Origin of the sequence: Bradyrhizobium sp. 604_D8_N2_3 (genome assembly GCF_051810765.1) — a bacterium.
Taxonomy (GTDB): Bacteria; Pseudomonadota; Alphaproteobacteria; order Rhizobiales; family Xanthobacteraceae; genus Bradyrhizobium; species Bradyrhizobium barranii.
This window is the reverse complement of sequence record NZ_JBPWPM010000001.1, coordinates 4982169-5006887: the sequence shown is the minus strand read 5'-3', so window position 1 is coordinate 5006887 and position 24719 is coordinate 4982169. Positions and strand designations below refer to the sequence as shown.

The window sequence follows — 24719 nt, the reverse complement described above, 5'->3', positions numbered from 1 at the left end:
GATGCTCGATGGCAGCCTCGCCGGCCGTCGCTCTATGATAGAGGCGATTGTTGGAGGCGGTGACTTTACAGCGCTGTAGATCCCGTCCGACCGACCAAATTGGAATCGCAGCCCTAGATCTCGCGATGGAATTAGCTGGCAACGCAGTGAAGCGCTGACCCGCCGGTTCACGCTGGCGGCCCCCCTTTAGAATTCGCTAGTTGGGGGGGCTGCCGCTCTTGGCCTTGGACGAATGTTTCACTACCGGTTTGGCTGGCGTGGCCGGCTTCTTCGCTTCGCCGCCGCGGGCAGTTCCCCACGGATCGACTGCCTTCTGGTCGGGAACATTGCCGAGGGAGCGTTGATAGGCGCGCTCGGCCCGAATGTCGTCCGCCTTCTCGGCCTCCGTCTTGTCCTTGGACTCGCCGTACATTGGAACATGGTCCTCTGCCAATGCGGTCTGCGCGATCAGGGCGAACATGACAGCGACGGCGATCTTGCGCATCGAGAAACTCCCGGTTCTGTGACTAGCATAACATCGCACCGATTGCGGCATCAATGCATCGGAGTGGCGTCCGGCAGCGGCTGATGACTCATCGCCGCCGGTTGAGGCGGTAGAGATAAGCCCGCCGGCCCACAAGGTCGGCGGGGTTCTCTTGCGGAGCAGGCTAGTCATCATCCGCCGACGAGCCGTTAGTTCGCTAGTTGAGCGCGCGCCTGTTTGACATTGCGTGAGACGACACAATCGTAGGCCGATAAAGCGGCATCGGTCGCTAACTCAACCATTTCTCGATAGGCGGCGTCGTTCGTTTGAGTGAAGCTTTCGCGGATTGCTCTGGCAAGCTGTTCGTCGGATATGGCGTCGCCCGGGGCCGCTCGTCCGGTGAGTCGGCTATACAGATTCAAGCGATACACGTCGGCGGCGATTTGCCAGGCCCAATCCTCCAGTCCCAGTTGTTGAACCACCCGGTCGACCCCTTGCTCTACGCGCAGAAAAATTGGGGTAGTCGACGCTGGGCATAGAAAAAACTAACTCAGGTTAGAAAAAAATCTGCCCTACAAATTCAGGTGGAAGCCGCCGCTCGAGGCGCGCGCCGGTTCAGGCACCAACAAATACGCCGCCGGGCTCTAATACATTGTCCCGGCGGCGGTGTTCATTTCCAGCCCCGAGATGGGAACTAACAAAAACCTCGGATAGAGATTTTACGCACGAAACCTGGGAAGGTTTCAGGCTGCCGGTTCACGCTGGCGGGCCTTGGCAGGCCCTGCAAACTCCTGTTGATGTGGCCGAGGAAGCTGTCACATTACTTTGACAGACAGGTGCCAATTTGGAAGGCGCTGGGATTTCAGAGCCCAGACAGGAATACGCGGCGAACGCTGCCAAGCGAATATATTCCGCTTGTGCAGCGTTCAGTATCCTCTCAATTTCGGGAGTTCGGCGTGTTTGATGCTGAAATGACTGCGCTGCTCAGGGCGGTGCTCGATGAAGTTTGCGAGAATATTCCTGTAAGCGAGACGGGCGCCAGAGCGTACGTTGCTTCGAAGCTGCTCGATGCCGCGGCACATGGACAGTTCTCAACCGACGCGTTGAAAGCAGCGGGTCGCGAGGCCTTGAACCCACCAACGATGTGGCGCTGATTGTCCGCTCCACATCACTCGATCACATCGTATTCGAAGGCGACGCCCTCCGGGTCGTTCTCCTCAAACCATCGTTCCGCGGCGCCCACCGTCGCGAAGACCTTGATGTGATCGATGTCGCCGACCTGCTTGGGGTGTTGCGCCGGCCGTAGTGGGGCTCTTTCGCGCGCATGGAGCGCATCTGCCCGGATCTGGCGGACGGGGAGGGCGTGCTGCCGCTTGAGCGCGCCGGCCTGGTGGCGATCGCGAGCAATTGCCGCGCTGCCATCCTCGACGCTCAGATCGGCAATCAATTTGCCAACAGAGTGCCCGCACACGGCTTTTTCGGTCGGCTTGTGATTTCGCTTAAATTATTGTTTCGGCTTGGTGAGCGCGCTGGGGCTCGAACCCAGGACCCCGTGATTAAAAGTCACGTGCTCTACCGGCTGAGCTACGCGCTCCCATGGCCGCTGATGGCTTTCAAGATCGATCGCCATCGTCTTCGGACATTCGAGAAGCATGTCTTGCCGCTGCCTCAACTGGCGTCGCGGGGAAAAACCGGCTGTTTCCGGATCATGCTTTCGGCCCGCGCTGTGTAGGGGGATGGGGCGCTGAGGTCAATAGTGCGAGTGGCGGCCCAAACTCTTGGCGGAGGCGGGGATTCGCTCGCGGTATCCGCCGCTTAGGCCGGAATTTTCAACTCGATTGGCGGCCCGCTATCCACGCCGAACAGCGCCGGTGGCTTGCCGGCGCGGAGGTTTCACCCGCGCCGAGAGGCCGTTCGTTCGTCAGTTCGCTTCCCGCCGCACTTCGCTCGGCACCGGCTGCGGCGTGCCGGCGGGGGTCGGCAGGGCCACGGGGCGCAGGCCGATCAGCTCGGCGGTGCGGATCGCGCTGTCGCGCCAGAACTGGAACGAGTTGATGCGGCTGAGCTCGAGGATCGCGATCGCGACCGCGGCCAGGAACGGCAGGCTTTGCAGCACCAGTACGCCCGCGAAGATGTAGATCTCGGTGATCTGGCGATAGCTGTTGGAGGCGATCAGCACGCCGGCGCCGATCACCAGCAGGGTGCCGATCACGGCCTCCCAGAACGCCTGGAACTCGATCGACATCCTGGACAGGCCGCCCTTGGAGGTGCGCGCGAACGCGATGTGCTCGGTGATGAGACCTTGTGCCACCGCGCGCGATACCGTCCATTGCACGCTCATCGCCGCGATCATCGCGCCCATCATCTGGCCGGGTTTGATCGCGACGCGCGCGCGGTACATCGACAGGAAGTGCGCGAGCGAGACGATGAAGGCGCCGATGATCGGTAGCGTCAGGATCTTGTCGGGGATGGCGATGTCGGCGAAGGCGACGATCGGGACCCAGACGAGGTTGAGCAGCGCCACCACCACGCCGAGGCTCTCGGCGCCGAGCCAGTTCAGCCAGCCCAAGCCATATTCGCGCTTCTGGTCGGGCGTCAGCCGACTGCGGCCGGGCAGGAAGTTCCGCCAGTGCTTCTTTACGATCTGGAGGCCGCCATAGGCCCAGCGGTGACGCTGCTTCTTGAAGGCCTCGTAGGTGTCGGGCAGCAAGCCCTGGCCGTAGCGGTGATTGGTGTAGTGGGTGGTCCAGCCGAGTTGCTGGATCGCGAGGCCGAGATCGCTGTCCTCGCAGATCGTGTCGGACGACCAGCCGCCGGCCATGTCCATCGCGGCGCGGCGGATCAGGCACATCGTGCCGTGCACGATGATGGCGTTGGCTTCGTTGCGCTGGACCATGCCGATGTCGAAGAAGCCGGCATATTCGCCGTTCATGATGTAGTGCATGATCGACAGGTCGCCGTCGCGATGCTCCTGCGGCGCCTGCACGAGGCCGACGCGCGGGTCGGCGAAAGCAGGCACGAGGTCCTTCAGCCAGTCGGGATCGACGACATAGTCGGCATCGAGGATGCCGATGATCTCGGCATCGACGGCGGTGCGGTCCATCGCGATCCGCAGCGCACCGGCCTTGAAGCCCTGCACCTTCTCCGCGTTGATGAACTTGAAGCGTTCACCGAGCGCGCGGCAATGGTCCTGGATCGGCTGCCAGAACGCGGGATCGGGCGTGTTGTTGATGATGACGACGCATTCGTAGTTCGGATAGTTCAGCCGCGACAGCGCATCGAGCGTCTGCTTCAGCATCTCGACCGGCTCGAAATAGGCGGGGATGTGGATCGAGACCTTCGGGTAGTAATTCTCGGGAACGTTCTCGACCGGCTTGCTCTTGGAGAGCAGCCGCTCCGGCGGCCGGCCCAAGGCCACCGCCGCGATCTCGTCGACGCGCGCCATCGCGATGAGGACAAGGGGAACAAGCAGGATCATGCCGAGCGTGAGCGCGAAGGCCGAGCCGAAGATGAAATAGTGGTCGTTCCAGAACGCGAACACGGTCGCAGCCCAGGCGCCGACGCCGTTGGCGGTCGCCGACAGCAGGAACGCCTGCCTGGCGGTCGGCCGCTCCAGCCGCAGGATCGGCAGCGACAGGAGGATGCCGACCAGCAGCGCAATTCCCATCAGCTTCCAGTAGTCGGGGTTTTCGACCGGGCCGGTCCAAGCGAATTTCGGCTCGCGGCTGGCGTTGAGGATGCCCCAGTACGGGCCGACGCCGCCCTCGAAATATTTCCAGGGCTGATCGATGGCTTCGACGATGTTGTATTCCATGCCGATGGCTTCGGCGCGGCTGACGAAGTTGCGCAGGGTCAGCGCCTGCTGGAACGGACCGGGGTCGGCGTTGCGAAGGTTGTAGCCCTGGCTCGGCCAGCCGAATTCGGCGATCACGATGCGCTTGCCCGGGAACAGGTTGCGCAGCAGGTTGTAGCGGTCGACGGCCTGGTCGACCGCCTGGTCCGAGCGGAAGTTTTCCCAATAGGGCAGCACGTGGGCGGCGATGAAGTCGACGTTGGAGGCAAGGTCGGGATTGTCGCGCCAGATGTTCCAGATCTCGCCGGTCGTGACGGGCACGCGGACCGAGCCCTTCACCTTCTTGATCATGTCGATGAGGTCTTCGACCTTCTGCTCGCCGCGGTAGATCACCTCGTTGCCGACCACGACGCCGACGACGTTGCTGTTCTTGCGGGCGAGCTCGATGGCGGCCTTGATCTCGCGCTCGTTGCGATCCTTGTCCTTGTCGATCCAGGCGCCGACGGTGACCTTGAGGCCGAACTCGGCCGCGATCGGCGGCACCAGCTCGACGCCGCCGGTGGACGAATAGAGACGGATCGCACGCGTCATCGTCGACAGCGTCTTCAGGTCGGCGCGGATTTTCTCAACGGTCGGAATGTTGTCGATATCGGGGTGGGCCGCGCCTTCGAACGGGGCGTAGGAGACGCTGGGCAGCAGGCCTTTGAAGTCGGGCGCGGGTTCCCTGTCGCGCAAGACTCCCCAGATGCCGGCGTGAAGCACGGACACAAGCAACAGAACGGCGGCGACAACGCGCATCGCGGCTAAACCAAAAGGGGCTGAGGTGGCAGGGAAGCGGATCCGACCCCGAGATCCGACCGAGTCCGCGGCAAATGGAGCATACCTCTGCCGCGCGGTTTCACAACTGTCATGGCCTCATGACCGTATGAGGGCATGAGGGCATGACAGTTTCGGAATGTGCGGCAGTGCCAACCGCTTCTATCGCCGATCGTTCCTGAACGGCGGCTGAAACGATCGCGGCTATTTCGAGGGCGCCGGTGTCGGGCTTGCCGCAGGCGCGGGGCTCGCGGCCGGCTGCGGGGCCTGCGAATTGCCCGTGGTTGGCGCCGCCGGCTGGGAGGCGCTGGCTGACGCCTGCTGCGGCTGGGATGCCGGATTGATCCAGCAGGCGTGCACGCGGCTGTCCAGGGTCTCGGCGACCTTGGGATCGATCTGGCCGCCAAAGCGGGTCAGGCAGCGGAACGCGGCCTGGATGTGGCCGCCGGGGCAGCCGAAGCGGTCGTAGAGGTCGAGATGGCGGAACGCGGTATCGAGGTCGTCGCGCCACATCAGCCGCACCACGCGCCGGCCGAGCCAGACGCATTCGGGGTTGCCGGCCGGGCCGTTGATGACCTGGGCTGCTTCGGCGAACTCGTCGGTGCGGCGCTGGTTCTGGGCGGCGTCCTTGGCGGCGGCATCGGCGGGCTGGGCGGCTGCCTTGCCCTGGTCCGGGGCGGGCGTGCCGCTCTGGGCAGAGGCGCCACCGAGACCGACCATCACGACCAGGGAGGAGACGGCCAAGGTGGCGGCGAACTGCCGCAGGACCGCATTTCGTAACTCGAACACCCGTTGCCGCATGAATTCCCCAATATATCAGCTGACCGCCCGCGCCAGGACCTCGCGGACTCGCCGGTGATGGCGTCCAAATGGGTCCCCAATGCGGCGGCAAAGTCCTGCCGAGTCCATGACCTGAATTTGAAATTTTGTCCAGCAAAGTCACGATCCTAGGCCTCTGTCGAACGGCCGCAGGTAAATTCCTCGGGGGAGGGAAGGATCCATCCCGGACACACCCCTTGGCAGATGGCGCGTGAGCAGGTAATCGACGGCACCTCGCGGAGGACGGAACCGATTTCTCTTCGTACGCCACTGGCGCTTCTGCTCGTTTCACTGGGTGCGATTGCTGCCGTGTGGTGGTGGCTGGCCACGCCAATCACGCTCGCGCGCGCCCCGATCGACCCGGCCGACAAGGTCCAATGCGTCTCGTATGCGCCGTTCCGCGGGGAACAGTCGCCGCTGAACGCGTGGACCCATATCGAGGCCGACCAGATCGAGCAGGATTTGCGCCAGCTCAAGGAGATCACCGACTGCGTCCGCACCTATTCGATGGAGAACGGGCTCGACCAGGTGCCGGCGATCGCCGCCAAGGTCGGCGGGCTGAAGGTGCTCCAGGGCATCTGGCTCTCCAGCAACCGCGCCAAGAATTTTGAGCAGGCCGCGCTCGCTGTCCGCCTTTCCAAGGAATTTCCCGGCATCATCACCAGCGTCATCGTCGGCAACGAGGTGCTGTTGCGCGGCGAGATGACGACGGCGGACCTCGTCTCCATCATCCGCTCGGTGAAGGCGCAGGTCAGCGTGCCCGTCACCTATGCCGACGTCTGGGAGTTCTGGCTCAGGAATCGCGAGGTCTATGACGCCGTCGACTTCGTCACGATCCACATCCTGCCTTATTGGGAGGATGTTCCGGTGAAGGCGAAGTTCGCAGCGAGCCATGTTGAGGCGATCCGCGAGCGCATGGCGGTCGCGTTCCCCGGCAAGGAGATCCTGATCGGCGAAACCGGCTGGCCCAGCGAAGGGCGCATGCGCGAGGGCGCGCTGCCGTCGCGCACCAACCAGGCGCGCGTCGTCTCGGAAATCCTGGGCCTGGCGAAAGCGAACAAGTTTCGCGTCAATCTGATCGAGTCCTATGACCAGCCCTGGAAGCGCAAGCTGGAAGGCACCGTCGGCGGCTATTGGGGCCTGTACGACTCGGTGCGCCGGAATCTGAAATATCCGCCGGGCCAGCCGATCAGCAATTTCCCGTACTGGAAATGGTACATGGGCGCCGGCATGGGCCTCTGCGTGCTGGTGTTCGCGGTCGCCGGCCTCACGCTGCGCAGGCGGCCGTGGACGCCGCGCTTCTCGGCCTGGCTCGGCGTCGCGATCTCGGCGACCTCAGCGGGCACCCTGCTCGGGATCGGCGCCGACAAGATGTACTATGAGAGTTACGGCATCGGCGGCTGGCTGCACTGGGGCGCGCTGCTTCTGGCCGGCATCCTGTCGCCGATCTTCTGCGCGCAGGCGATGGTGATCGGCCGCAGCCTTCCGACCTTCCTCGATCTGCTCGGCCCGCGCGAGGGCCGCAAATGGTCGAAGCTCACCGCCGTGCTCGGCCTGACGCTGGCGGTGACCGCGGTGATCGCGACGCAGACCGCGCTCGCCTTCGTGTTCGACTCGCGCTACCACGACTTCCCCTACGCCTCGCTGACGATGGCGGTGGTGCCGTTCGCGGTGCTGATGCTGAACCGGCCGCAGATCGGCCAGCGTCCGATCGCGGAATCGGTATTCGCGGGCCTGCTCACGCTGGCGGCCGCCTATGTGCTGTTCAACGAGGGCCGCGAGAACTGGCAGTCGCTGTGGACCTGCGCGATCTACTTGCTGTTCGCGTTCACGCTGTGGCGGGCGCGGGCCGAGCAAATCCAAGAATGAACAGGCCGATCGCAAGGCCCGACAGCACGACATTGTAGAGCACGATGCCGAGGCCGGCGGCGACGATGCCGACGGTCAGCAGCACGATCGACGGCCGCATCAGGTTCAGCGTCGCAACCACCAGCGCGACGATGCCGAACACCGAATTCTTGAACAGCACCGTCGAGACTGTGCGCGCCTTGCAGATCAGCGTCTGCAGGCCAGCGTCACAGGCGAGGCCGACGGTCGAGTTCTCGATGCCGAGATAGCGCAGATAGATCGCATAGCCGACGGACACGAAACCGACGACGATCAGGAACTGCACCTGGTAGGGCGTGAGGCGGAAGGGCTTTTTTGTCATGGGCGCAATATGGTCGGGATGACGGGAGGGGGCAACAGGCGAGGTGGATATTTCTGGTCGCTTGCGCTGTTCGACGAGTCATTGGTCGACGGCCATTGACGCCCCAATTTGATGAGAGGCCGCAGTGATCTAACTCGTGCGCGTCCCTACCGCCTGAAGAACGACGACAGCGTCGATCCCGCCGAGGCCGTCTCCGGCTTCGCCGGTGCGGCCGGCGGCTGAGGCGCGGGTGCAGGCGCGGGCTCCTCGCGCTTCGACGAGCGTTTTGAGGAGTAGCTGCGGCGGCGCTTCTCCGGTTTGGCGCCAGGAGCGGGCGCTGGCGCAGTCTCGGCTTGCGGGACGGCGTCCTGGTTCTTGTCCGCGTTCTTCTCCTGAACCCGGTCCTGAGTCTTCTCTTGTCCCTTCTCCGCTCCGCCGCGCATCGAGAGGCGCTGGCCGTCGAACACGGTGGTCTCGCAATGGCGGTCGTTTTCGGCGAGGCCCGCGCAGAGCTTTGCGGCAGCGGCGGCATTGATCAGCGGGCCGGCGCCCAAGCGGAGCTGCATGCCGAGGCCGGCATTGCCTTCCTTGATCATGATGATCGGCCGCAGCGCCGCGATCTCCGGATTGGACTTGATCAGGCCGCGCCAGAGCGCGCGCAGGCCGTCGAGCGAGTTGGCGCCGCCAAGGTCGATGGCGAAGCGCGTCTGCTGGACCGCGATTGCAGGGGCCTCGCTCTCGGCCGTCTCCGGCGGCTTGGCTGGCGCCGCGGCGACCTCGGTCGGGGCGGGCGCCTGTTCGGGCTTCTTCTCGGCGGCCTTCTCCGTCGTCTCGGGCTGCGTCAGCTTCGATGCGGCGGGATCGGGTGGCGCCATGATCGACTTGGATGGCACCAGCGGAAGCATGGGCAGTGCCGACGTTGTCAGCGGCGACTGCGATACCAGCGAGGCCATGGCGGCGTTCTGCGGCGGCGGGATCAACTGATCCTTTGCGGCCTCCTTCAGAGCGTCCTTTGTCGGCTCCTTCGCCTGGTCCTTCGCGGCTGCCGCGCGCGGCTTGTCACTTGGGAGAGCCGGCGTCGAGGCGACCGGCGCGACGCTCGGCGCCGCGGGCTGGGTGTCAGGCGCCGGCGCGTCCTGCGGCTTCGCGCTCTGCTTGGCGATGGCGCCGGTGACGGAATTCATCCCTTGCTCGAGCACGGTGACGCGCGAATAGAGCCGGTCCCGATCGGTGTTCAACGTCTCGATGGCGGAGGCGAGGCGGCGAGCCTCGTTCTGGCTCTCCTTGGTCAGCATCTGGAGCCGGTCGGCCTGGCGCGACAGATCGGCCGACGCAACCTGGTCACGGCGCCAGCCGAGCTGGGCCTGATTGGCCATCACGGCCATCACGACGGCGCCGACGGCAACCACGCCCCACGCGCCCAGCCGCCACATCATGCTGCGGTCGACCGCGCTTTCCTCGGCCAGAAGTCCGGAGAACAGCCCGCCGGTCTCCTTGGTCCCGAAGGCGTCCGCCAGTGGGTCGGAATCCTTTGCCATGAACGTTAAGTGCCCAGCCCCGAACAGCTTCCCCGAATCAATCAGGGAACATTAACAGGAAAACCCCGTCGCACTTGAATTCCGGGCGTTTGCGGGGGTAGCAAGGCGACAGCTCATGACGGCATCGGCCTGCCGCCGCCCGTTGATTCGGCCATGTTTGACAGGATTTCGATGACCGCCCGTTCCAGCCTCACGATCGTACTCGCCGCCGGCGAAGGCACGCGCATGCGATCGAACCTGCCGAAAGTGCTGCATCCGGTCGCCCACCAGAGCCTGCTCGCGCACGTGCTCGCCGCTACACCGAAGGGAACCGGCACCTCGCTCGCCGTCGTGATCGGCCCCGACCATCAGGCGGTCGCGGACGAGGCGAAGCGCATCCGTCCCGATGCGCTCACCTTCGTGCAGACAGAACGGCTCGGCACCGCGCATGCGGTGCTCGCGGCGCGCGAGGCGATTGCGCGGGGCGCGGACGATCTGCTGATTGCCTTCGGCGACACGCCGCTGATCTCGGCCGAGACCTTTGCGCGGCTGCGCGCGCCGCTCGCGAAGGGCGCGGCGATCGCCGCGCTCGGCTTTCGCGCCGCCGATCCCACCGGCTATGGCCGCTTCATCGTCGAGGGCGACCGTCTGGTCGCGATCCGCGAGCATGCCGATGCCAGCGCGGAAGAGCGCAAGATCGATCTGTGCAATGCCGGCCTGATGGCGATCGACGGGCGCCGTGCGCTCGCGATCCTCGACAAGATCGGCAATGCGAATTCGAAGGGCGAGTATTATCTGACCGACGCGGTCGGCGTCGTTCGTGAACAGGGATGGGAGGCCGTCGTGATCGAGACCAGCGAGGACGAGGTGCGCGGCATCAACACCAAGGCGCAGCTCGCGGAGGCCGAAGGCGTGATCCAGGCGCGCTTGCGCAAAGCGGCCCTGGAAGCAGGCGTCACGCTGATCGCGCCCGAGACCGTTTATCTGTCCGCCGACACCGTGTTCGGCAATGACGTCACCATCGAGCCGTTCGTTGTGATCGGTCCGGGCGTGTCGATCGCCGACGGCACGGTGATCCATTCCTTCTCGCATATCGTGCAGACCACGCTCGGCAAGAACGTCTCGATCGGCCCCTATGCGCGGCTGCGACCCGGCACCTCGCTCGGCGACGGCGCGCGGATCGGCAATTTCGTCGAGACCAAGGCCGCGACGCTGGAGGCCGGCGTCAAGGTCAACCATCTCTCCTACATTGGTGACGCCACCATCGGCGCCAATTCCAACATCGGCGCCGGCACCATCACCTGCAACTACGACGGCTTCAAGAAGCACAAGACGGTCATCGGGCAGGGCGCCTTCGTCGGCACCAACTCATCGCTGGTCGCACCGGTGAAAATCGGCAACGGCGCCTATATCGGCTCGGGCTCGGTGATCACCCGCGACGTGCCCGACGACGCCATGGCGCTGGAGCGCAATCAGCAGACGATCCGGGAAGGCGGCGCTGCGCGCTATCGCGAGATGAAGACGGGCGGCAAGAAGCCGGAAAAGAAGCCGGAGAACTAAGCGCCAACTGCGGTGTCCTCTCGCTTTGTGCGCGATCTGACTGGTTTTCTGATCGACACATTCGTCACGGGGATGGAGCGACTGCTGCTGCGGGAAGTGAACGAGTACGATCCGCCCGAGATTTTGGCCCTCGTCATCGGGCTGGCGTTCTGGGCGCTCCTCATTTCCCTCGTCTGGGCCGTGATGCTGGGGTGGTAAGGCGCGCCGCTATTCGTCGTCGGAGAATTCCGAGAAGATCGCGCGCGTCAGGCGCCAGCCGCGCGGCTTGGCGCGTTTCGCAGGTTCTCCGGCGGTGTGCTTGACGAAGACGGGCTTGCTTTCCTTGCCGCGCTGGGGCGGCGGCCAATGCGCAAGGTGCGTGCCAGTGGTCTCGCTGGCGTGGGCGTACATCGATGACAGGCCTTTGCGGCCGGACGAGCTTTTCATGACCTTACTCCCTGGTCGGGAATCGTTGGTCAAACTTATTGACAACAAGTTAATGCGCGCGGTTTAAGGCCGGCCAATTCGACGCAGTCGAAGCCGGATGCGAAACGGTGCTGTCTCAATCAGCAATAATTATTGAGTATCTGGTTCCTTAGGAACTTCGCTAAAGACCGAGCGGATCGTTTAGGCGATTTTTCGACGATTTGGGGGATATTGATCCGCATGTGCGGGATTGTCGGCATTCTCGGGCGCACGCCGGTTGCAGAGCAATTGGTGGATTCGCTCAAACGTCTTGAATATCGCGGCTACGACTCCGCGGGCGTCGCCACGCTCGAAGGCAAGCATCTCGCGCGCCGCCGCGCCGAGGGCAAGCTGAAGAACCTGGAGAAGCGTCTCGAGGCCGAGCCGCTCAAAGGCACGACCGGCATCGGCCACACCCGCTGGGCCACCCACGGCAAGCCGACCGTCAACAATGCCCATCCGCACGCGACCGAACGCGTTGCCGTGGTCCACAACGGCATCATCGAGAATTTCCGCGAGCTGCGCGAGGAGCTCGAGAAAAAGGGCACGGTGTTCCACACCGAGACCGACACCGAGATCGTGCTGCATCTCGTGGACGATCTGCTCACGCGCGGCAACAAGCCCGTGGAAGCGGTGAAGCTGACGCTGGCGCGGCTGCGCGGCGCCTTCGCGCTCGGCTTCATCTTCGCCGGTGACGACGATCTCATGATCGGCGCCCGCAATGGCCCGCCGCTCGCGATCGGATATGGCGACGGCGAGATGTATCTCGGCTCCGACGCCATCGCGCTCGGCCCCTTCACCGACACGATCAGCTATCTCGAAGACGGCGACTGGGTCGTGCTGACGCGCAAGGGCGCCACGGTCTTCGACAAGGACGGCCACGCCGTCCAGCGCGAGAAGATCAAGCATGCCGCCTCGACCTCGCTGGTCGACAAGGCCAATTACCGCCACTTCATGGCGAAGGAAATTCACGAGCAGCCGGAAGTGGTCGGCCACACGCTGGCGCGCTATGTCGACATGGCAACCGAGCGCGTCTCGCTGCCGGTCAAGCTGCCGTTCGACTTCAAGAGCATCCAGCGCATCAACATCACCGCCTGCGGCACCGCGAGCTATGCCGGCTTCGTCGCGAAATACTGGTTCGAACGCTTTGCGCGCGTGCCGGTCGAGGTCGATGTTGCCTCCGAATTCCGCTACCGCGAGGCGCCCTTGCGCAAGGGCGATCTCGCCATCTTCATCTCGCAGTCGGGCGAGACCGCCGACACGCTGGCCGCGCTGCGCTACGCCAAGGCCGAGGGCGTGCACACGGTGGCCGTCGTCAACGTGCCGACCTCGACGATCGCGCGCGAGAGCGAGACCGTGCTGCAGACGCTGGCCGGCCCCGAGATCGGCGTCGCCTCGACCAAGGCCTTCACCTGCCAGCTCATGGTGCTGGCAAATCTTGCGATCGCGGCCGGCAAGGCCCGCGGCGAATTGTCCGACGAGGACGAGACCAAGCTCGTTCATGGCCTCGTCGAGATCCCGCGCCTGATGTCGGACGCGCTCACCACCGAGCTCCAGATCGAGAAGCTGGCGCGTGAGATCGCCAAATCGCGCGACGTGCTCTATCTCGGCCGCGGCACCAGCTTCCCGCTCGCGCTCGAAGGCGCGCTGAAGCTGAAGGAGATCTCCTATATCCATGCCGAGGGCTATGCCGCCGGCGAGCTGAAGCACGGGCCGATCGCGCTGATCGACGAGACCATGCCGGTCGTCGTCATCGCGCCCTATGACCGCGTGTTCGAAAAGACCGTCTCCAACATGCAGGAGGTTGCCGCCCGCGGCGGCAGGATCATCTTGATGACGGACGCAAAGGGCGCGGAGGAGGCGACCGTCGAGTCCCTCGTCACCATCGTCATGCCCGACATGGCGGCCGCGTTCACGCCGATGGTCTATGCCGTCCCCGTGCAGCTGCTCGCCTATCATACAGCGGTCATCATGGGCACCGACGTCGACCAGCCGCGCAACCTCGCGAAATCGGTGACCGTGGAATAGGCAGAAGGGATCAGGCCGGAGCGCTAGGTAGTCTTCCAAAACCTGCTAGAAGACCCTAGCTTGAGTGCAGCGACCGACCTGGAACCCGAATGACCCCCCGCGACGACGCGCCTGCGCCGCTTGATCCCATCCCGGAACCGCATACCGGCCTGATGGGCCGCTTCCGCAATTATTTTCTGACCGGCCTCGTCGTGACGGGGCCAATTGCCATTACGCTGTATCTGGTCTGGTGGTTCGTCACCTGGGTTGACGGCGTGGTGCGGCCGTTCGTGCCGCTGGCCTACCGGCCCGAAACCTATCTGCCGTATGTCGTTCCAGGTTGGGGACTGATTGTCGCATTCTTCACGCTGACGCTGGTCGGCTTCCTCGCGGCCAACCTGATCGGCCGGACGCTGGTCGATATCGGCGAGACCTTCCTCGGCCGGATTCCGGCGGTGCGCGCCATCTATCGCGGCCTGAAGCAGGTGTTCGAGACGCTGTTCTCGGGCAAGGGCTCGAGCTTCCGCAAAGTCGGCCTGGTCGAGTTTCCGTCGCCGGGCATGTGGTCGATCGTGCTGATCTCGCAGTCGCCGAATGAAGAGGTCGCGCGCAGCCTGCCGGGGCAGGAGGAGCACGTCTCGGTGTTCCTGCCGTGCTCGCCGAACCCGACCACAGGCTTCTTCTTCTACGTGCCCAAGAGCAAGATCGTCGAGGTCGACATGAGCACCGAGGATGCCGCGACGCTGATCATGTCGGCCGGCGTTGTGCAGCCGGGCTCGGCGCCCGACCCGAAGAAGGCCGCCGCGCTCGCGGGCATGGCGAACGCCGCGCGCATTGCCAACGCGTCCGCGCTCCAGCCCCAGCCCGCGAAGGTGGAGTAGGGCCATTCCCGTTTCGGATGGCCGCATTCACGCAAGCACTTTCGTCCTCTGCTAGTCTTCCGGTTGAATTGAGCGCCTCGCTCGGAATTCGACCTGGAGTGCATGATGACGAAGACCATTGCGATTCTCGCGCCCGGCGCCATGGGCAGCGCCGTAGCCCGCCGCCTCGGCGAAAACGGTGCGCGCGTGCTGACGTCGTTGAAGGGGCGTAGCGAGGCGACGCAAAAGCGCGCCGCTGACGCCGGCATGATCGGCGCCGAGGACGACGCGATCGCGGAGGCCGACATCATCCTTTCGATCGTGCCGCCGGGCGAAGCCGTGGCTTTGGCCGAACGCCTGGCGGCGCTGATCGTCCGGCGCGAGAAGAAGCCCATCGTCGTCGACTGCAACGCGGTCAATGTCGATACCGTGCAAAGAATCGAGGAGATCATCGGCTCGGCGCAGGCGCCGTTCGTCGATGGCGGCATCATCGGCTTCCCGCCGCAGCCCGGCGGCAAGAGCCCGGCTTTCTACCTGTCCGGCGAGTACGCTGGGGATCTCGCGGTGCTGAAGGATCTCGGGCTCGACGTGCGGATTGTCGAGGGACCCGTCGGCGCGGCCTCCGCGCTGAAGATGTCCTATGCAGGTATCGTCAAGGGCCTGGCCGGCATCGGCTCGGCCATGGTGGTCGCGGCCACGAAAGCGGGCGCGGCCGATGCGCTGCGCGACGAGCTCGCGCTGAGCCAGCCCGCGGTCCTGGCCCGGCTCGAAGTCGCGCTGCCGGACATGATCCCGAAGGCCTATCGCTGGGTCGCGGAGATGCGGGAGATCTCGGGTTTCCTCGGGCCCGACCATCCGGCGAGCCAGATCTACGAAGGCTTTGCACGCTGGTTCGAGCACCTCGCCGCGGACGCGAATGGCGAAGCGGTGGATGCGGCACTGCTGAAGGCGTTCGCAGCGCGTGTCGCGCAGAAGAAGGCCTGACCGTCCAGTCTGAAGTCACGGCGATGGATCACTCGCCGTGCACTGAAACCGACTCCAGAAAACCCTGGATGTCCCGGTCGCGTCTCAGGCGCACGACCGGGACATCGGGGCCATATTGAAGGCGCTCGGCCTCGATGACGGGCACGCGCTCGGTGTCGTAGCGCCACGCCTCCTTCATCAGTTTCCAGTCGAACTGTTCCGGACATCCCTCGGGCAGATCGGGTCGCGTCGTGTCGCGATCGAACGCGGAGCGCCAGAGAATGCGCCACTGGCAGAGCCAGCGCGGGCGGTCGATGACGACCAGGGTGTCGGCACGCGCAAGCGTGAGATCGAAGGCGAGCCCCGAGAAGCTGCCGTCGATGACCCATGCGTCGCCCGCGATCTCCTCCGCGACGCGTAGACGGAAGCTGGCCTTGTCGGATGGCTTCCATCCCGGCCGCCAGTAGAGCACGTCGAGATGCACCACGGGCAGTCCAAGCTTCCGCCCGAGACTTCGGGAGAGGCTCGTCTTTCCGCTTCCCTGAGAACCGACGACGATGACCCTGCGCATGAGCGCAAGGTTTCATAAAGTCGACCGCGGCGAAAGGGTGAGTCTTCTGAAGCGGCTCTATCCACTTCGTCATTGCGAACGCAGCGAAGCAATCCAGCCTGTCTCCGTGGGAAGATTCTGGATTGCTTCGCTGCGCTCGCAATGACGGGGAGGAGACGCCGCACGCCCCGTCTGCTATGGTTTCTGCGGAGACAGATGGATGCAATCGGAGTTCGAATGAGAGTGCTGGTGATCGGCGCAGGCGCGCTTGGAGGCTATTACGGAGCTCGCCTGGTCCGAGCGGGCGGCGACGTGACCTTTCTGGTGCGAGCGAAGCGTGCCGAGCAATTGCGGCGGAATGGATTGCAGGTCGTGAGCCCGCATGGCGACTTTGCCGTGCAGCCGAAGATCGTCCTGGCTAACGATCTCAAGGAGACGTTCGACGTCGTGCTGGTCGGGGTGAAATCCTACTCGCTCGACGATGCGATGGCCCAGTTTGCCCCGGCCGTTGGCGCCAACACGATGATTCTGCCGATACTCAACGGGTTGAAACATATCGACACCTTGACCGCGAAGTTCGGTGCTGCGCGCGTCCTCGGCGGCCTGGCGAATGTCAGCGCCGGGCTCGACGCGGATGGTCGTGTCGTTCAGTTCATGGCCAATCAGACCATCGTCTTCGGCGAGACCAACGGGGCGCTGAGCGAGCGTGCGCTCGCGCTGGAAACATTGCTCCATGTCCCCGGCATCGACGTGCGCGCCAGCGAAGCGATCATGCAGGACATGTGGGAAAAGTTCGTCCAGCTCAGCACGCTCGCCGGCATCACTTGCCTGATGCGCGCAAGTATCGGCGACATCCTGGCGGTGCCGAACGGCGAGCAGTCCATTTTCCGGCTGTTCGCGGAATGCTGTGCCGTTGCAACGGCGTCGGGTTTTGAGCCACGCGCCCCGTTCATCGAGTTCGACCGGAAACTGTTCACCACCCTGGACTCGCCGCTCAAGGCTTCGATGCTGCGCGATATCGAGCGTGGTTCGGTTACCGAAGCGGAGCATATCCTGGGCGATATGGCCAATCGCGCCCGCACGCTCGGTATCGATACGCCGCTGCTGGATCTGGCCCGCGCGCATGTGGCGGCTTATGAGGTCGGACGCCGAAGAGCAGCAGGCTAACCCGCCCCGATCAGCGGGATCGCCTCGTCCCGCTCGTAGAGATACAGCAGGCACCGTAGCGCCTCGCCGCGCTCGCCCTTCAGCTTCGGATCGTCCTTCAGGATCCGCAGCGCCTCGTCTCTAGCCTGGGTGATGAGCTGGCCGTGCACCTCCGACCGCGCGATGCGGTAGCCCGGCAGGCCGCTCTGGCGCACGCCGAGCACATCGCCTTCGCCGCGCAGCTTCAAATCTTCCTCGGCGATGCGAAAACCGTCGGTGGTCTCGCGGATGACCTTCAGGCGTGCCTTCGACATCTCGCCAAGCGGCTCCGAGTAGAGAAGGAGGCAGGTCGAGGCTTCCGAGCCGCGCCCGATGCGGCCGCGGAGCTGGTGCAACTGGGCCAGTCCGAAACGTTCGGCGTTCTCGATCACCATGATGGTCGCGGCCGGCACGTCGACGCCGACCTCGACGACGGTGGTCGCAACTAGAAGCCCGATCTCATGGGCGGCGAACTGGCCCATCACGCGGTCCTTCTCGGTGCCCTTCATCTGGCCGTGGACGAGGCCGACGCGGTCGCCGAAACGCTTTTGCAAGCTCTCGAAGCGTTTGGTCGCATTGGTCAGGTGCTCGGTGCCTTCGGCCTCGGATTCCTCGACCAGCGGGCAGATCCAGTAGACCAGCTTGCCTGCCTCCAGGGCCCGGCCGATGCTGTCCGTGACCTCATTGAGGCGGCTCATCGATATGGTGCGCGTCTCGATCGGCTGGCGGCCGGCGGGCTTCTCTCGCAACTCGGAGATGTCCATGTCGCCGAAATAGGTCAGCACCAGCGTGCGCGGGATCGGCGTCGCACTCAGCACCAGCACGTCGACGGCGGCGCCCTTCGAGGTCAGCGCGAGGCGCTCGCGCACACCGAAACGATGCTGCTCGTCGACGACGGCCAGGGCGAGATCGTTGAAGATCACGTCGTCCTGGATCAGCGCATGGGTGCCGACGAGGAGATTGATCTCGCCGGCTTCGAGTTGCGCCAACAGCTCGCGCCGTTCCTTGCCTTTCTCGCGGCCGGTGAGGATGGCCACGCGCAGCCCTGCGCGCTCCGCGAGCGGGGCGATGGTCTTGATGTGCTGCCGCGCCAAAATTTCCGTCGGCGCCATCAGCGCGGCCTGCTTGCCGACCTCGGCGACGGCGGCGGCCGCCAGCAGCGCCACCACGGTCTTGCCCGAGCCGACATCGCCCTGAAGCAGGCGCAGCATGCGCACGGGTTGTTTCAGATCCTCGGCGATGGCGGCGGCGGCGTTGCGCTGGGACGGGGTCAGGGCATAGGGCAGGGCTTCGATGATCTTGTTGCGCAAGTGACCGTCGCCGGCGTTGCGGACGCCGGCGGGGCGGCGCAATTGGGCGCGGATCAGGGCCAGCGCGAGCTGGCCGGCCAAGAGCTCGTCGAAGGCGAGGCGCGACCAGTAGGGTTTTTCGGGCAGGATGTCTGTCAGCTCGACCGGCTGGTGCACGCGGCTGAGCGCCTCGGTGACCGTCGGAAAACTGCAGCGGCGCATCACCTCCGGGCTGATCCATTCCGGCAGGGCCGGCAGCTTCTGCAGCGCTTGCGCGACCGCGCGGCGGAGCGAGCCGAGTGCCAGACCGGTGGTCAGCGGATAGACCGGATCGATGCCGGAGAGTTTTGCGATCGCCTCCTCGTCGAGCACGCGGTCGGGATGCACGATCTGCGGGATGCCGTCATACATCTGCAGCGTGCCCGAGACGTAGCGCTTCTCGCCCATCGGCAGCAGCTTTTCGACATAGCCGGGCTTGGCGCGGAAGAAGGTCAGCACGACGTCGCCGGTGTCGTCGCTGGCATAGACGAGATAGGGCGCGCGGGCGTTGCGCGGCGGAGGCGGACGATGGCGATCGACGGTGACCTCCAGCGTCACCATGGTTCCCTGGACGGCGTCGCGGATCTTTGGCCGCGCACGGCGGTCGATGACCTGGCTCGGCAAATGCAGCAGCAGGTCAACCAGGCGCGGCGTCTCATTGCGGCTGAGCAGGTACTGCAGCAGCTTGTCCTGCTTCGGACCGACGCCGGGCAGGCTGGTCACGGGAGCAAACAGCGGATTGAGCAGGCTGGGGCGCATGAGAGCGAATCTAGGATCGTTTCGGCCCGTCATGCCCGGCTTTATGGCGGGCATCCACGGCTTTTTTCGCGGCGCCCACGCGGGCAGCGAGCCATGCCAAATCGAGGGCTGACAGGGGCGGTCCGAGTGGCTATATCACCCCGGCCCGGCACGTCCGGGCTTTCTGCGTTTGACTGGATCTGAGACATGACGGGAACGACACGATCGAGCAACGGGCTGGACGATCGCCGCAAGCGGCTTCTGTTCCGCTGCTGGCACCGCGGCACGCGCGAGATGGACCTGATCCTGGGCCGCTTCGCGGATGCCGAGATCGGCAATCTGTCCGACGACGAGCTGACCGAGCTCGAGACCCTGCTCGAAGAGTCCGATCCCGATCTCTATGCCGCCATCACCGGTGACAAGGTGCTGCCAGCTGATGTCACCGGCGCGCTGTTTGCCCGCATCAAGGCGTTCCCGATTACGGACGGCGATTTATGAAACAGGGGATAAAGTCGCCGGCCGAGCTGCTTACGCCCGGCCGCGCGCTGACGCTTGCCAATGTTGCCGAGGGCGCCGAGGGCCTCGTCATCTCCGATCTCGCCCGCGCCATCGCCGCGCGGCCGAAGAAACCGGCCGTCAGCCTCGCCGTGGTCTGCCGCGACGGCGGGCGAATGCAGCAGCTCGAGCGCGCGCTGCAATTCTTCGCGCCCGATTTGCCGGTGCTGACCTTTCCGGCCTGGGACTGCCAGCCCTATGACCGCGTCTCGCCGCATGGCGGCATCCTGGCGCAGCGCCTGACCACACTGGCGCGGCTTGCGCCGCTGACCGGCAGCGACAAGCCGCTGATCGTGCTGACCACGGTGAACGCAATTGTGCAGCGCGTCCCTGCGCGCGAACTCGTCGCCGCGCAGGCACTGTCGGTTGCGCCGGGCAACGTGGTGCCGATGGACACCATCATCGCCTGGCTCGAGCACAACGGCTACAACCGCTCCTCGACCGTGCGCGAGCCCGGCGAATATGCCGTGCGCGGCGGTATCCTGGATCTGTTTCCGGCCGGCCTCGACCAGCCGGTCCGCTTCGACTTCTTCGGCGACAGCCTGGAATCGATCCGCTCCTTCGACGCCGAGACCCAGCGCACGATGCTCGACATGCGCTCGCTCGACCTCGTGCCGATCTCGGAATTCCAGCTCGTCACCGACACCATCCGCCGTTTCCGCATGGGCTATGTCGCCGAGTTCGGCGCGCCCGAGCGCGACGACGCGCTGTACGAGGCCGTCAGCGAGGGCCGCCGCCATCCCGGCATGGAGCACTGGCTGCCGCTGTTCCAGGACCGGATGGACACGCTGTTCGACTATCTGCAGGGCGCAGCCATAGCGATCGAGCCGCAGGCCGAGGACGCCGTCCGCGAGCGTTTCAAGCAGATCCAGGATTACTACGAAGCCCGCCGCGATGCGATGGAGCATCCCGGCGGCGGTGCCATCTACAAGCCGCTGCCGCCCGACAGGCTCTATCTCACCGACGAGGAATGGACCAGGCGCGAAAGCGAGATGTCGCTGGTGCGGCTGACGCAGTTTTCGGTTCCGGCCGATGGTGCGACGATCGTCGATGCCGGCGCGCGCAAGGGCCGCGACTTCGCACCCGAACGCAATGACGCCACCGTCAACGTGTTCGAGTCCGTCGTCAGCCACGTGATGGCGCTGCATGCCCAGCGCAAGAAGGTCGTGATCGCTCTCTGGAGCGAGGGATCGCGCGACCGCATGACCTCGATGCTGCGCGACCACAAGCTGACCCACACCACCAGCGTCAACGCCTGGCGGACGGTGCAGGCGACCCCGCGCAACGAGACCATGCTCGCCGTGCTCGGCCTCGAAAGCGGCTTCGAGACCGACGAGATCGCGTTGATCAGCGAGCAGGATATTCTGGGCGACCGCCTGGTGCGGCCGCGCAAGGCGAGCCGCAAGCTCGACAATTTCATCTCGGAGGTGACGAGCCTTGCCGCCGGCGACATCGTCGTCCATGCCGACCACGGCATCGGCCGCTTCATCGGCTTGCAAACCCTCGACGTCGCCGGCGCGCCGCATGACTGTCTTGAGCTGCATTACGCCGCCGACGCAAAACTGTTTCTGCCGGTCGAGAACATCGAGCTGTTGTCGCGCTACGGCTCCGACCAGACCACGGTCGAGCTGGATCGTCTGGGCGGAAGCGGCTGGCAGACCCGCAAGGCCAAACTCAAGAACCGCATCCGCGAGATTGCGGGCGAGCTGATCAAGATCGCCGCCGCGCGCCATTTGCACGAGGCGCCAAAGCTGCCGGTGCAGCCGGGCCTTTACGACGAGTTCTGCGCGCGCTTCCCCTACGACGAGACCGAAGACCAGCTCGGCGCCATCGAATCGACCTTGAAGGACCTCGAGCTCGGGCGTCCGATGGACCGGCTGATCTGCGGCGACGTCGGCTTCGGCAAGACCGAGGTGGCCTTGCGCGCGGCTTTTGCCGTCGCGCTCGAAGGCAAGCAGGTCGCGGTCGTGGTGCCGACCACGCTGCTCGCCCGCCAGCACCACAAGACCTTCACCGACCGCTTCAAGGGCTTTCCAGTGAATGTGGCGCAGGCCTCGCGCCTGGTCCCGACCAAAGAGCTGAACCTGGTCAAGAAGGGCATTGCCGACGGCTCGGTCGACATCGTCGTCGGCACCCACGCGCTGCTCGGCAAGGCGATCAAGTTCCGCGATCTCGGCCTCGTCATTGTCGACGAGGAGCAGCATTTTGGCGTCACCCACAAGGAACGGCTGAAGGCGCTTCGCTCCGAGGTGCACGTGCTGACGCTGTCGGCGACGCCGATCCCGCGCACGCTGCAACTGGCGTTGACCGGCGTCCGCGAGCTCTCGATCATCGCATCGCCGCCGGTCGACCGCCTCGCGGTGCGCACCTTCGTCGCCCCGCACGATCCGTTGATGATCCGCGAGGCGCTGCTGCGCGAACGCTATCGCGGCGGCCAGGCGTTCTACGTGGTGCCGCGCATCGACGACCTCGCCGAGGTCAAGGACTTCCTCGACAAGAACGTGCCGGAGATGAAGGTCGCGGTCGCGCACGGCCAGATGCCGCCCGCGGTGATCGAAGACATAATGACCGCCTTCTACGACGGCAAGTTCGACATCCTGCTGTCGACCACCATCGTGGAATCCGGCCTCGACATTCCCAACGCCAACACTCTGATCGTGCACCGTGCCGACATGTTCGGTCTGGCGCAGCTGTATCAGCTCCGCGGCCGCGTCGGCCGCTCCAAGCTGCGGGCCTACGCGCTGTTCACGCTGCCGGCGCAGCAGAAGATCACCGCGCAGGCCGAGCGCCGGCTCACCGTGCTGCAATCGCTGGAGACGCTGGGCGCGGGCTTCCAGCTCGCCTCGCACGACCTCGACATCCGCGGCGCCGGCAACCTGCTCGGCGAGGAGCAGTCCGGCCACATCAAGGAGGTCGGCTTCGAGCTCTACCAGTCGATGCTGGAGGAGGCGATCGTCAACCTCAAGGCCGGCGTGTCCGAGCCCGCCGCCGACCGCTGGTCGCCCTCGATCACCATCGGCATGCCCGTGCTCATTCCGGAAGACTATGTCGGCGACCTCTCGGTGCGGCTGTCGCTGTACCGGCGGCTCGCCGATCTCGACACCGAGGAGGAGATCGAGAACTTTGGCGCGGAGATGCGCGACCGTTTCGGCGTGCTGCCGGACGAGGTGCGCTATCTGTTCAAGGTCGCTGCGATCAAGGCGTTCTGCCGCACGGCCAATGTCGGGAAGATCGACGCCGGCCCGAAGGGCGCGGTCATCGCCTTCCGCGACAATTCGTTCGCCCACCCCGATCGCCTGGTGTCGTTCATCCGCAGCTACGGCCAGGCCGCCAAGGTGCGGCCCGACATGAAGGTGGTGTTCCTGCAAGACTGGGAGACGCCGGAAGAGCGTCTCGCCGGCACCACGGAGATCATGCGGCAGCTTGCACAGCTCGCGCAGAGCAAGAAGGCGGCGTAATTGTTCCGAGCGCCACCGGAGCGGTACTTGGATACAAGACAGCGGCATATGGCCACTTGCGGAATGATCGAACGACAGCCATGTTCGATTCGTCGAGTTCGGCCGACGATTTGGCCTCGCCGCTGATTGCGTGCCCGACTGATAACCTGATTCGTGTGACCCGCGACTGGTTTACCGGCCGCGGGTTTTTTGTACCGCAAAGCGGGGCTGCCCCGCCCATTGAAACTTCTGAGGTCGCGAGCGTGTCTATCAATATCGATTCAGGCCAGGAACACGGTGACGAACACGACGACGTCATGTATCCGCAGGTCCTGCCGTTCATATTGGTCCACGCGGGATGCGTCGCGGCGATCTGGTCGGGCGTCTCGTGGCAAGCCGTTACCATTTGCGCGGTTCTGTACTGGTTGCGCATGTTTGCGATCACCGCCGGCTATCACCGGTATTTCTCGCATCGGGCTTACGCGACCAGCCGGGTGTTTCAGTTCATCCTGGCCTTCCTGGCCCAGAGCAGCGCTCAGAAAAGCGTCCTCTGGTGGGCTGCCAAACATCGCCATCATCATCTTCACTCGGATACGGCGCAGGATGTGCATTCGCCCCGGCACAAGGGCTTCCTCTACAGTCATCTCGGCTGGATCTTCTACCGGCAGCACGATGCAACCGACCTGGTGAAAGTATCGGATCTGGCGTCGTATCCCGAGTTGATGTGGCTGCACAAACTGGAGCTTCTGCCGGCATTCGTGCTCGCGGGCCTCTGCTTCCTCATTGCGGGGTGGTCAGGGCTCGTGGTCGGCTTCCTCTGGAGCACGGTGCTCGTGTATCACGGCACGTTCTGCATCAACTCCCTCGCACATGTTCACGGCCGCAGGCGGTATGTGACCGGCGACGATTCCCGTAACAACTGGCTGCTCGCTCTCGTCACGATGGGTGAGGGGTGGCACAACAATCACCACGCCTATCAGGCCAGTGCTCGACAGGGCTTCCACTGGTACGAGATTGATCTCACCTATTATATCCTGGTGGCCTTGTCCTGGCTCGGGATTGTCCGGGATCTGAAGATGCCGCCCAAGCAGGTCCTGCGCAATGAGCATCGGTTGGGATCACGCGCGATCAAGCAAGCGGCCGAGCAGCTCGCCGCTCGCTTCAATCCTGAACACATCGCACAGGCGATCAAGACGTCGATCCATGAGACCGAATTGTCGGTCCGGGACGCGATCATTCTGTTGCAACAGCGTGCCGATTTGCGTCTGTCCAGCATGCCGACTCGCGACCAGTTGCTGGCCGAAGCGCAGCGCATGTTCGCAAAGACGATGTCGCTGGACGACATCGTCGACCGGGCCCACGAGCTCCTGAACGAGACTGTTGGCTTTCTCCTGGCCACTCCCGCTCTGGCGACCGCCCCGAAATCGAGCACGAATGGCGGCGGTTAGCGTGACGTTCCCCGTACGAGGGGCGCGCACGAGATCAGGGATTGCTGA

Annotated in this window: 21 protein-coding genes and 1 tRNA gene; 11 read left to right on the top strand and 11 right to left on the bottom strand. The window is 64.7% G+C overall.

Going from position 1 to position 24719, the window contains the following annotated elements:
- Positions 1–196: 196 nt before the first annotated feature.
- Positions 197–484, bottom strand: coding sequence for a hypothetical protein (locus AB7245_RS23790; RefSeq protein WP_085404723.1), 288 nt, complete (start codon positions 482–484; stop codon positions 197–199).
- A gap of 188 nt (positions 485–672) precedes the next feature.
- Complete coding sequence (locus tag AB7245_RS23785; protein ID WP_085404724.1) at positions 673–945, bottom strand: hypothetical protein; 273 nt, start codon at positions 943–945, stop codon at positions 673–675.
- A 435-nt stretch (positions 946–1380) separates the two neighbouring features.
- Between AB7245_RS23785 and AB7245_RS23780 the strand changes: the two genes are divergently transcribed.
- Positions 1381–1617: a hypothetical protein gene (locus AB7245_RS23780; protein WP_085404758.1), complete on the top strand. Its 237-nt coding sequence runs from the start codon at positions 1381–1383 to the stop codon at positions 1615–1617.
- Positions 1618–1631: 14 nt separating this feature from the next.
- Here AB7245_RS23780 and AB7245_RS23775 read toward each other — a convergent pair whose 3' ends face one another.
- The 4 genes from AB7245_RS23775 to AB7245_RS23760 all read right to left on the bottom strand — a co-directional run bounded on the left by AB7245_RS23775 (position 1632) and on the right by AB7245_RS23760 (position 5873).
- On the bottom strand, positions 1632–1910 hold the full coding sequence (locus tag AB7245_RS23775; protein WP_085404725.1) for a hypothetical protein: 279 nt from the start codon (positions 1908–1910) through the stop codon (positions 1632–1634).
- Positions 1911–1981: 71 nt separating this feature from the next.
- Positions 1982–2057: transfer RNA gene (locus AB7245_RS23770), tRNA-Lys, on the bottom strand.
- 327 nt (positions 2058–2384) lie between these two features.
- The gene (locus AB7245_RS23765) at positions 2385–5054 is read right to left on the bottom strand and encodes a glycosyltransferase (RefSeq protein WP_085404726.1); all 2670 of its coding nucleotides are present in this window, start codon (positions 5052–5054) and stop codon (positions 2385–2387) included.
- Between the two features lie 222 nt (positions 5055–5276).
- Positions 5277–5873, bottom strand: coding sequence for a beta-1-3, beta-1-6-glucan biosynthesis protein (locus tag AB7245_RS23760; protein ID WP_085404727.1), 597 nt, complete (start codon positions 5871–5873; stop codon positions 5277–5279).
- A gap of 222 nt (positions 5874–6095) precedes the next feature.
- On the opposite strand from AB7245_RS23760, the gene AB7245_RS23755 reads away from it, so the two are divergent.
- Positions 6096–7760, top strand: coding sequence for a glycoside hydrolase family 17 protein (locus tag AB7245_RS23755; protein WP_094184464.1), 1665 nt, complete (start codon positions 6096–6098; stop codon positions 7758–7760).
- On the opposite strand, the gene AB7245_RS23750 is transcribed toward AB7245_RS23755, so the two are convergent.
- Together AB7245_RS23750 and AB7245_RS23745 are read right to left on the bottom strand one after the other, a co-directional pair.
- The gene (locus tag AB7245_RS23750) at positions 7720–8100 is read right to left on the bottom strand and encodes a hypothetical protein (protein ID WP_028147889.1); all 381 of its coding nucleotides are present in this window, start codon (positions 8098–8100) and stop codon (positions 7720–7722) included. The genes AB7245_RS23755 and AB7245_RS23750 overlap by 41 nt on opposite strands.
- A gap of 146 nt (positions 8101–8246) precedes the next feature.
- The gene (locus AB7245_RS23745) at positions 8247–9617 is read right to left on the bottom strand and encodes a hypothetical protein (protein ID WP_354078883.1); all 1371 of its coding nucleotides are present in this window, start codon (positions 9615–9617) and stop codon (positions 8247–8249) included.
- A 171-nt stretch (positions 9618–9788) separates the two neighbouring features.
- Between AB7245_RS23745 and glmU the strand changes: the two genes are divergently transcribed.
- Together glmU and AB7245_RS23735 are read left to right on the top strand one after the other, a co-directional pair.
- Positions 9789–11156 carry a bifunctional UDP-N-acetylglucosamine diphosphorylase/glucosamine-1-phosphate N-acetyltransferase GlmU gene (gene glmU / locus AB7245_RS23740; protein WP_085404730.1) on the top strand — a complete coding sequence of 456 codons (1368 nt, stop codon included), beginning with the start codon at positions 9789–9791 and terminating at the stop codon, positions 11154–11156.
- Between the two features lie 12 nt (positions 11157–11168).
- Positions 11169–11354 carry a hypothetical protein gene (locus AB7245_RS23735; protein WP_144030846.1) on the top strand — a complete coding sequence of 62 codons (186 nt, stop codon included), beginning with the start codon at positions 11169–11171 and terminating at the stop codon, positions 11352–11354.
- A 9-nt stretch (positions 11355–11363) separates the two neighbouring features.
- Here the strand turns inward: AB7245_RS23735 and AB7245_RS23730 are convergent, their stop codons facing one another.
- Positions 11364–11582, bottom strand: coding sequence for a hypothetical protein (locus AB7245_RS23730; protein ID WP_085404731.1), 219 nt, complete (start codon positions 11580–11582; stop codon positions 11364–11366).
- Between the two features lie 219 nt (positions 11583–11801).
- Here AB7245_RS23730 and glmS point away from each other — a divergent pair, with 219 nt between their 5' ends.
- The 3 genes from glmS to AB7245_RS23715 all read left to right on the top strand — a co-directional run bounded on the left by glmS (position 11802) and on the right by AB7245_RS23715 (position 15451).
- On the top strand, positions 11802–13628 hold the full coding sequence (gene glmS / locus AB7245_RS23725; RefSeq protein ID WP_063983209.1) for a glutamine--fructose-6-phosphate transaminase (isomerizing): 1827 nt from the start codon (positions 11802–11804) through the stop codon (positions 13626–13628).
- A gap of 89 nt (positions 13629–13717) precedes the next feature.
- Positions 13718–14488: a DUF502 domain-containing protein gene (locus AB7245_RS23720; protein WP_028147884.1), complete on the top strand. Its 771-nt coding sequence runs from the start codon at positions 13718–13720 to the stop codon at positions 14486–14488.
- Between the two features lie 105 nt (positions 14489–14593).
- Positions 14594–15451 (top strand): NAD(P)-dependent oxidoreductase, encoded by an 858-nt coding sequence (locus AB7245_RS23715; protein ID WP_038955477.1) that lies wholly within the window; start codon positions 14594–14596, stop codon positions 15449–15451.
- Positions 15452–15479: 28 nt separating this feature from the next.
- Here the strand turns inward: AB7245_RS23715 and AB7245_RS23710 are convergent, their stop codons facing one another.
- Positions 15480–16001, bottom strand: a complete 522-nt coding sequence (locus AB7245_RS23710) for an AAA family ATPase (protein WP_085404732.1) — start codon at positions 15999–16001, stop codon at positions 15480–15482.
- 216 nt (positions 16002–16217) lie between these two features.
- On the opposite strand from AB7245_RS23710, the gene panE reads away from it, so the two are divergent.
- The gene (panE, locus tag AB7245_RS23705; protein WP_354078887.1) at positions 16218–17147 is read left to right on the top strand and encodes a 2-dehydropantoate 2-reductase; all 930 of its coding nucleotides are present in this window, start codon (positions 16218–16220) and stop codon (positions 17145–17147) included.
- Here the strand turns inward: panE and recG are convergent.
- On the bottom strand, positions 17144–19252 hold the full coding sequence (recG, locus tag AB7245_RS23700) for an ATP-dependent DNA helicase RecG (RefSeq protein ID WP_085404734.1): 2109 nt from the start codon (positions 19250–19252) through the stop codon (positions 17144–17146). The genes panE and recG overlap by 4 nt on opposite strands.
- A 186-nt stretch (positions 19253–19438) precedes the next feature.
- Between recG and AB7245_RS23695 the strand changes: the two genes are divergently transcribed.
- The 3 genes from AB7245_RS23695 to AB7245_RS23685 all read left to right on the top strand — a co-directional run bounded on the left by AB7245_RS23695 (position 19439) and on the right by AB7245_RS23685 (position 24671).
- Positions 19439–19729, top strand: coding sequence for a succinate dehydrogenase assembly factor 2 (locus AB7245_RS23695; RefSeq protein ID WP_028147879.1), 291 nt, complete (start codon positions 19439–19441; stop codon positions 19727–19729).
- Positions 19726–23244: a transcription-repair coupling factor gene (mfd, locus tag AB7245_RS23690; RefSeq protein ID WP_085404735.1), complete on the top strand. Its 3519-nt coding sequence runs from the start codon at positions 19726–19728 to the stop codon at positions 23242–23244. The genes AB7245_RS23695 and mfd overlap by 4 nt, the downstream gene beginning before the upstream one ends.
- A 296-nt stretch (positions 23245–23540) precedes the next feature.
- Complete coding sequence (locus tag AB7245_RS23685; protein ID WP_085404759.1) at positions 23541–24671, top strand: acyl-CoA desaturase; 1131 nt, start codon at positions 23541–23543, stop codon at positions 24669–24671.
- Positions 24672–24719: the final 48 nt, after the last annotated feature.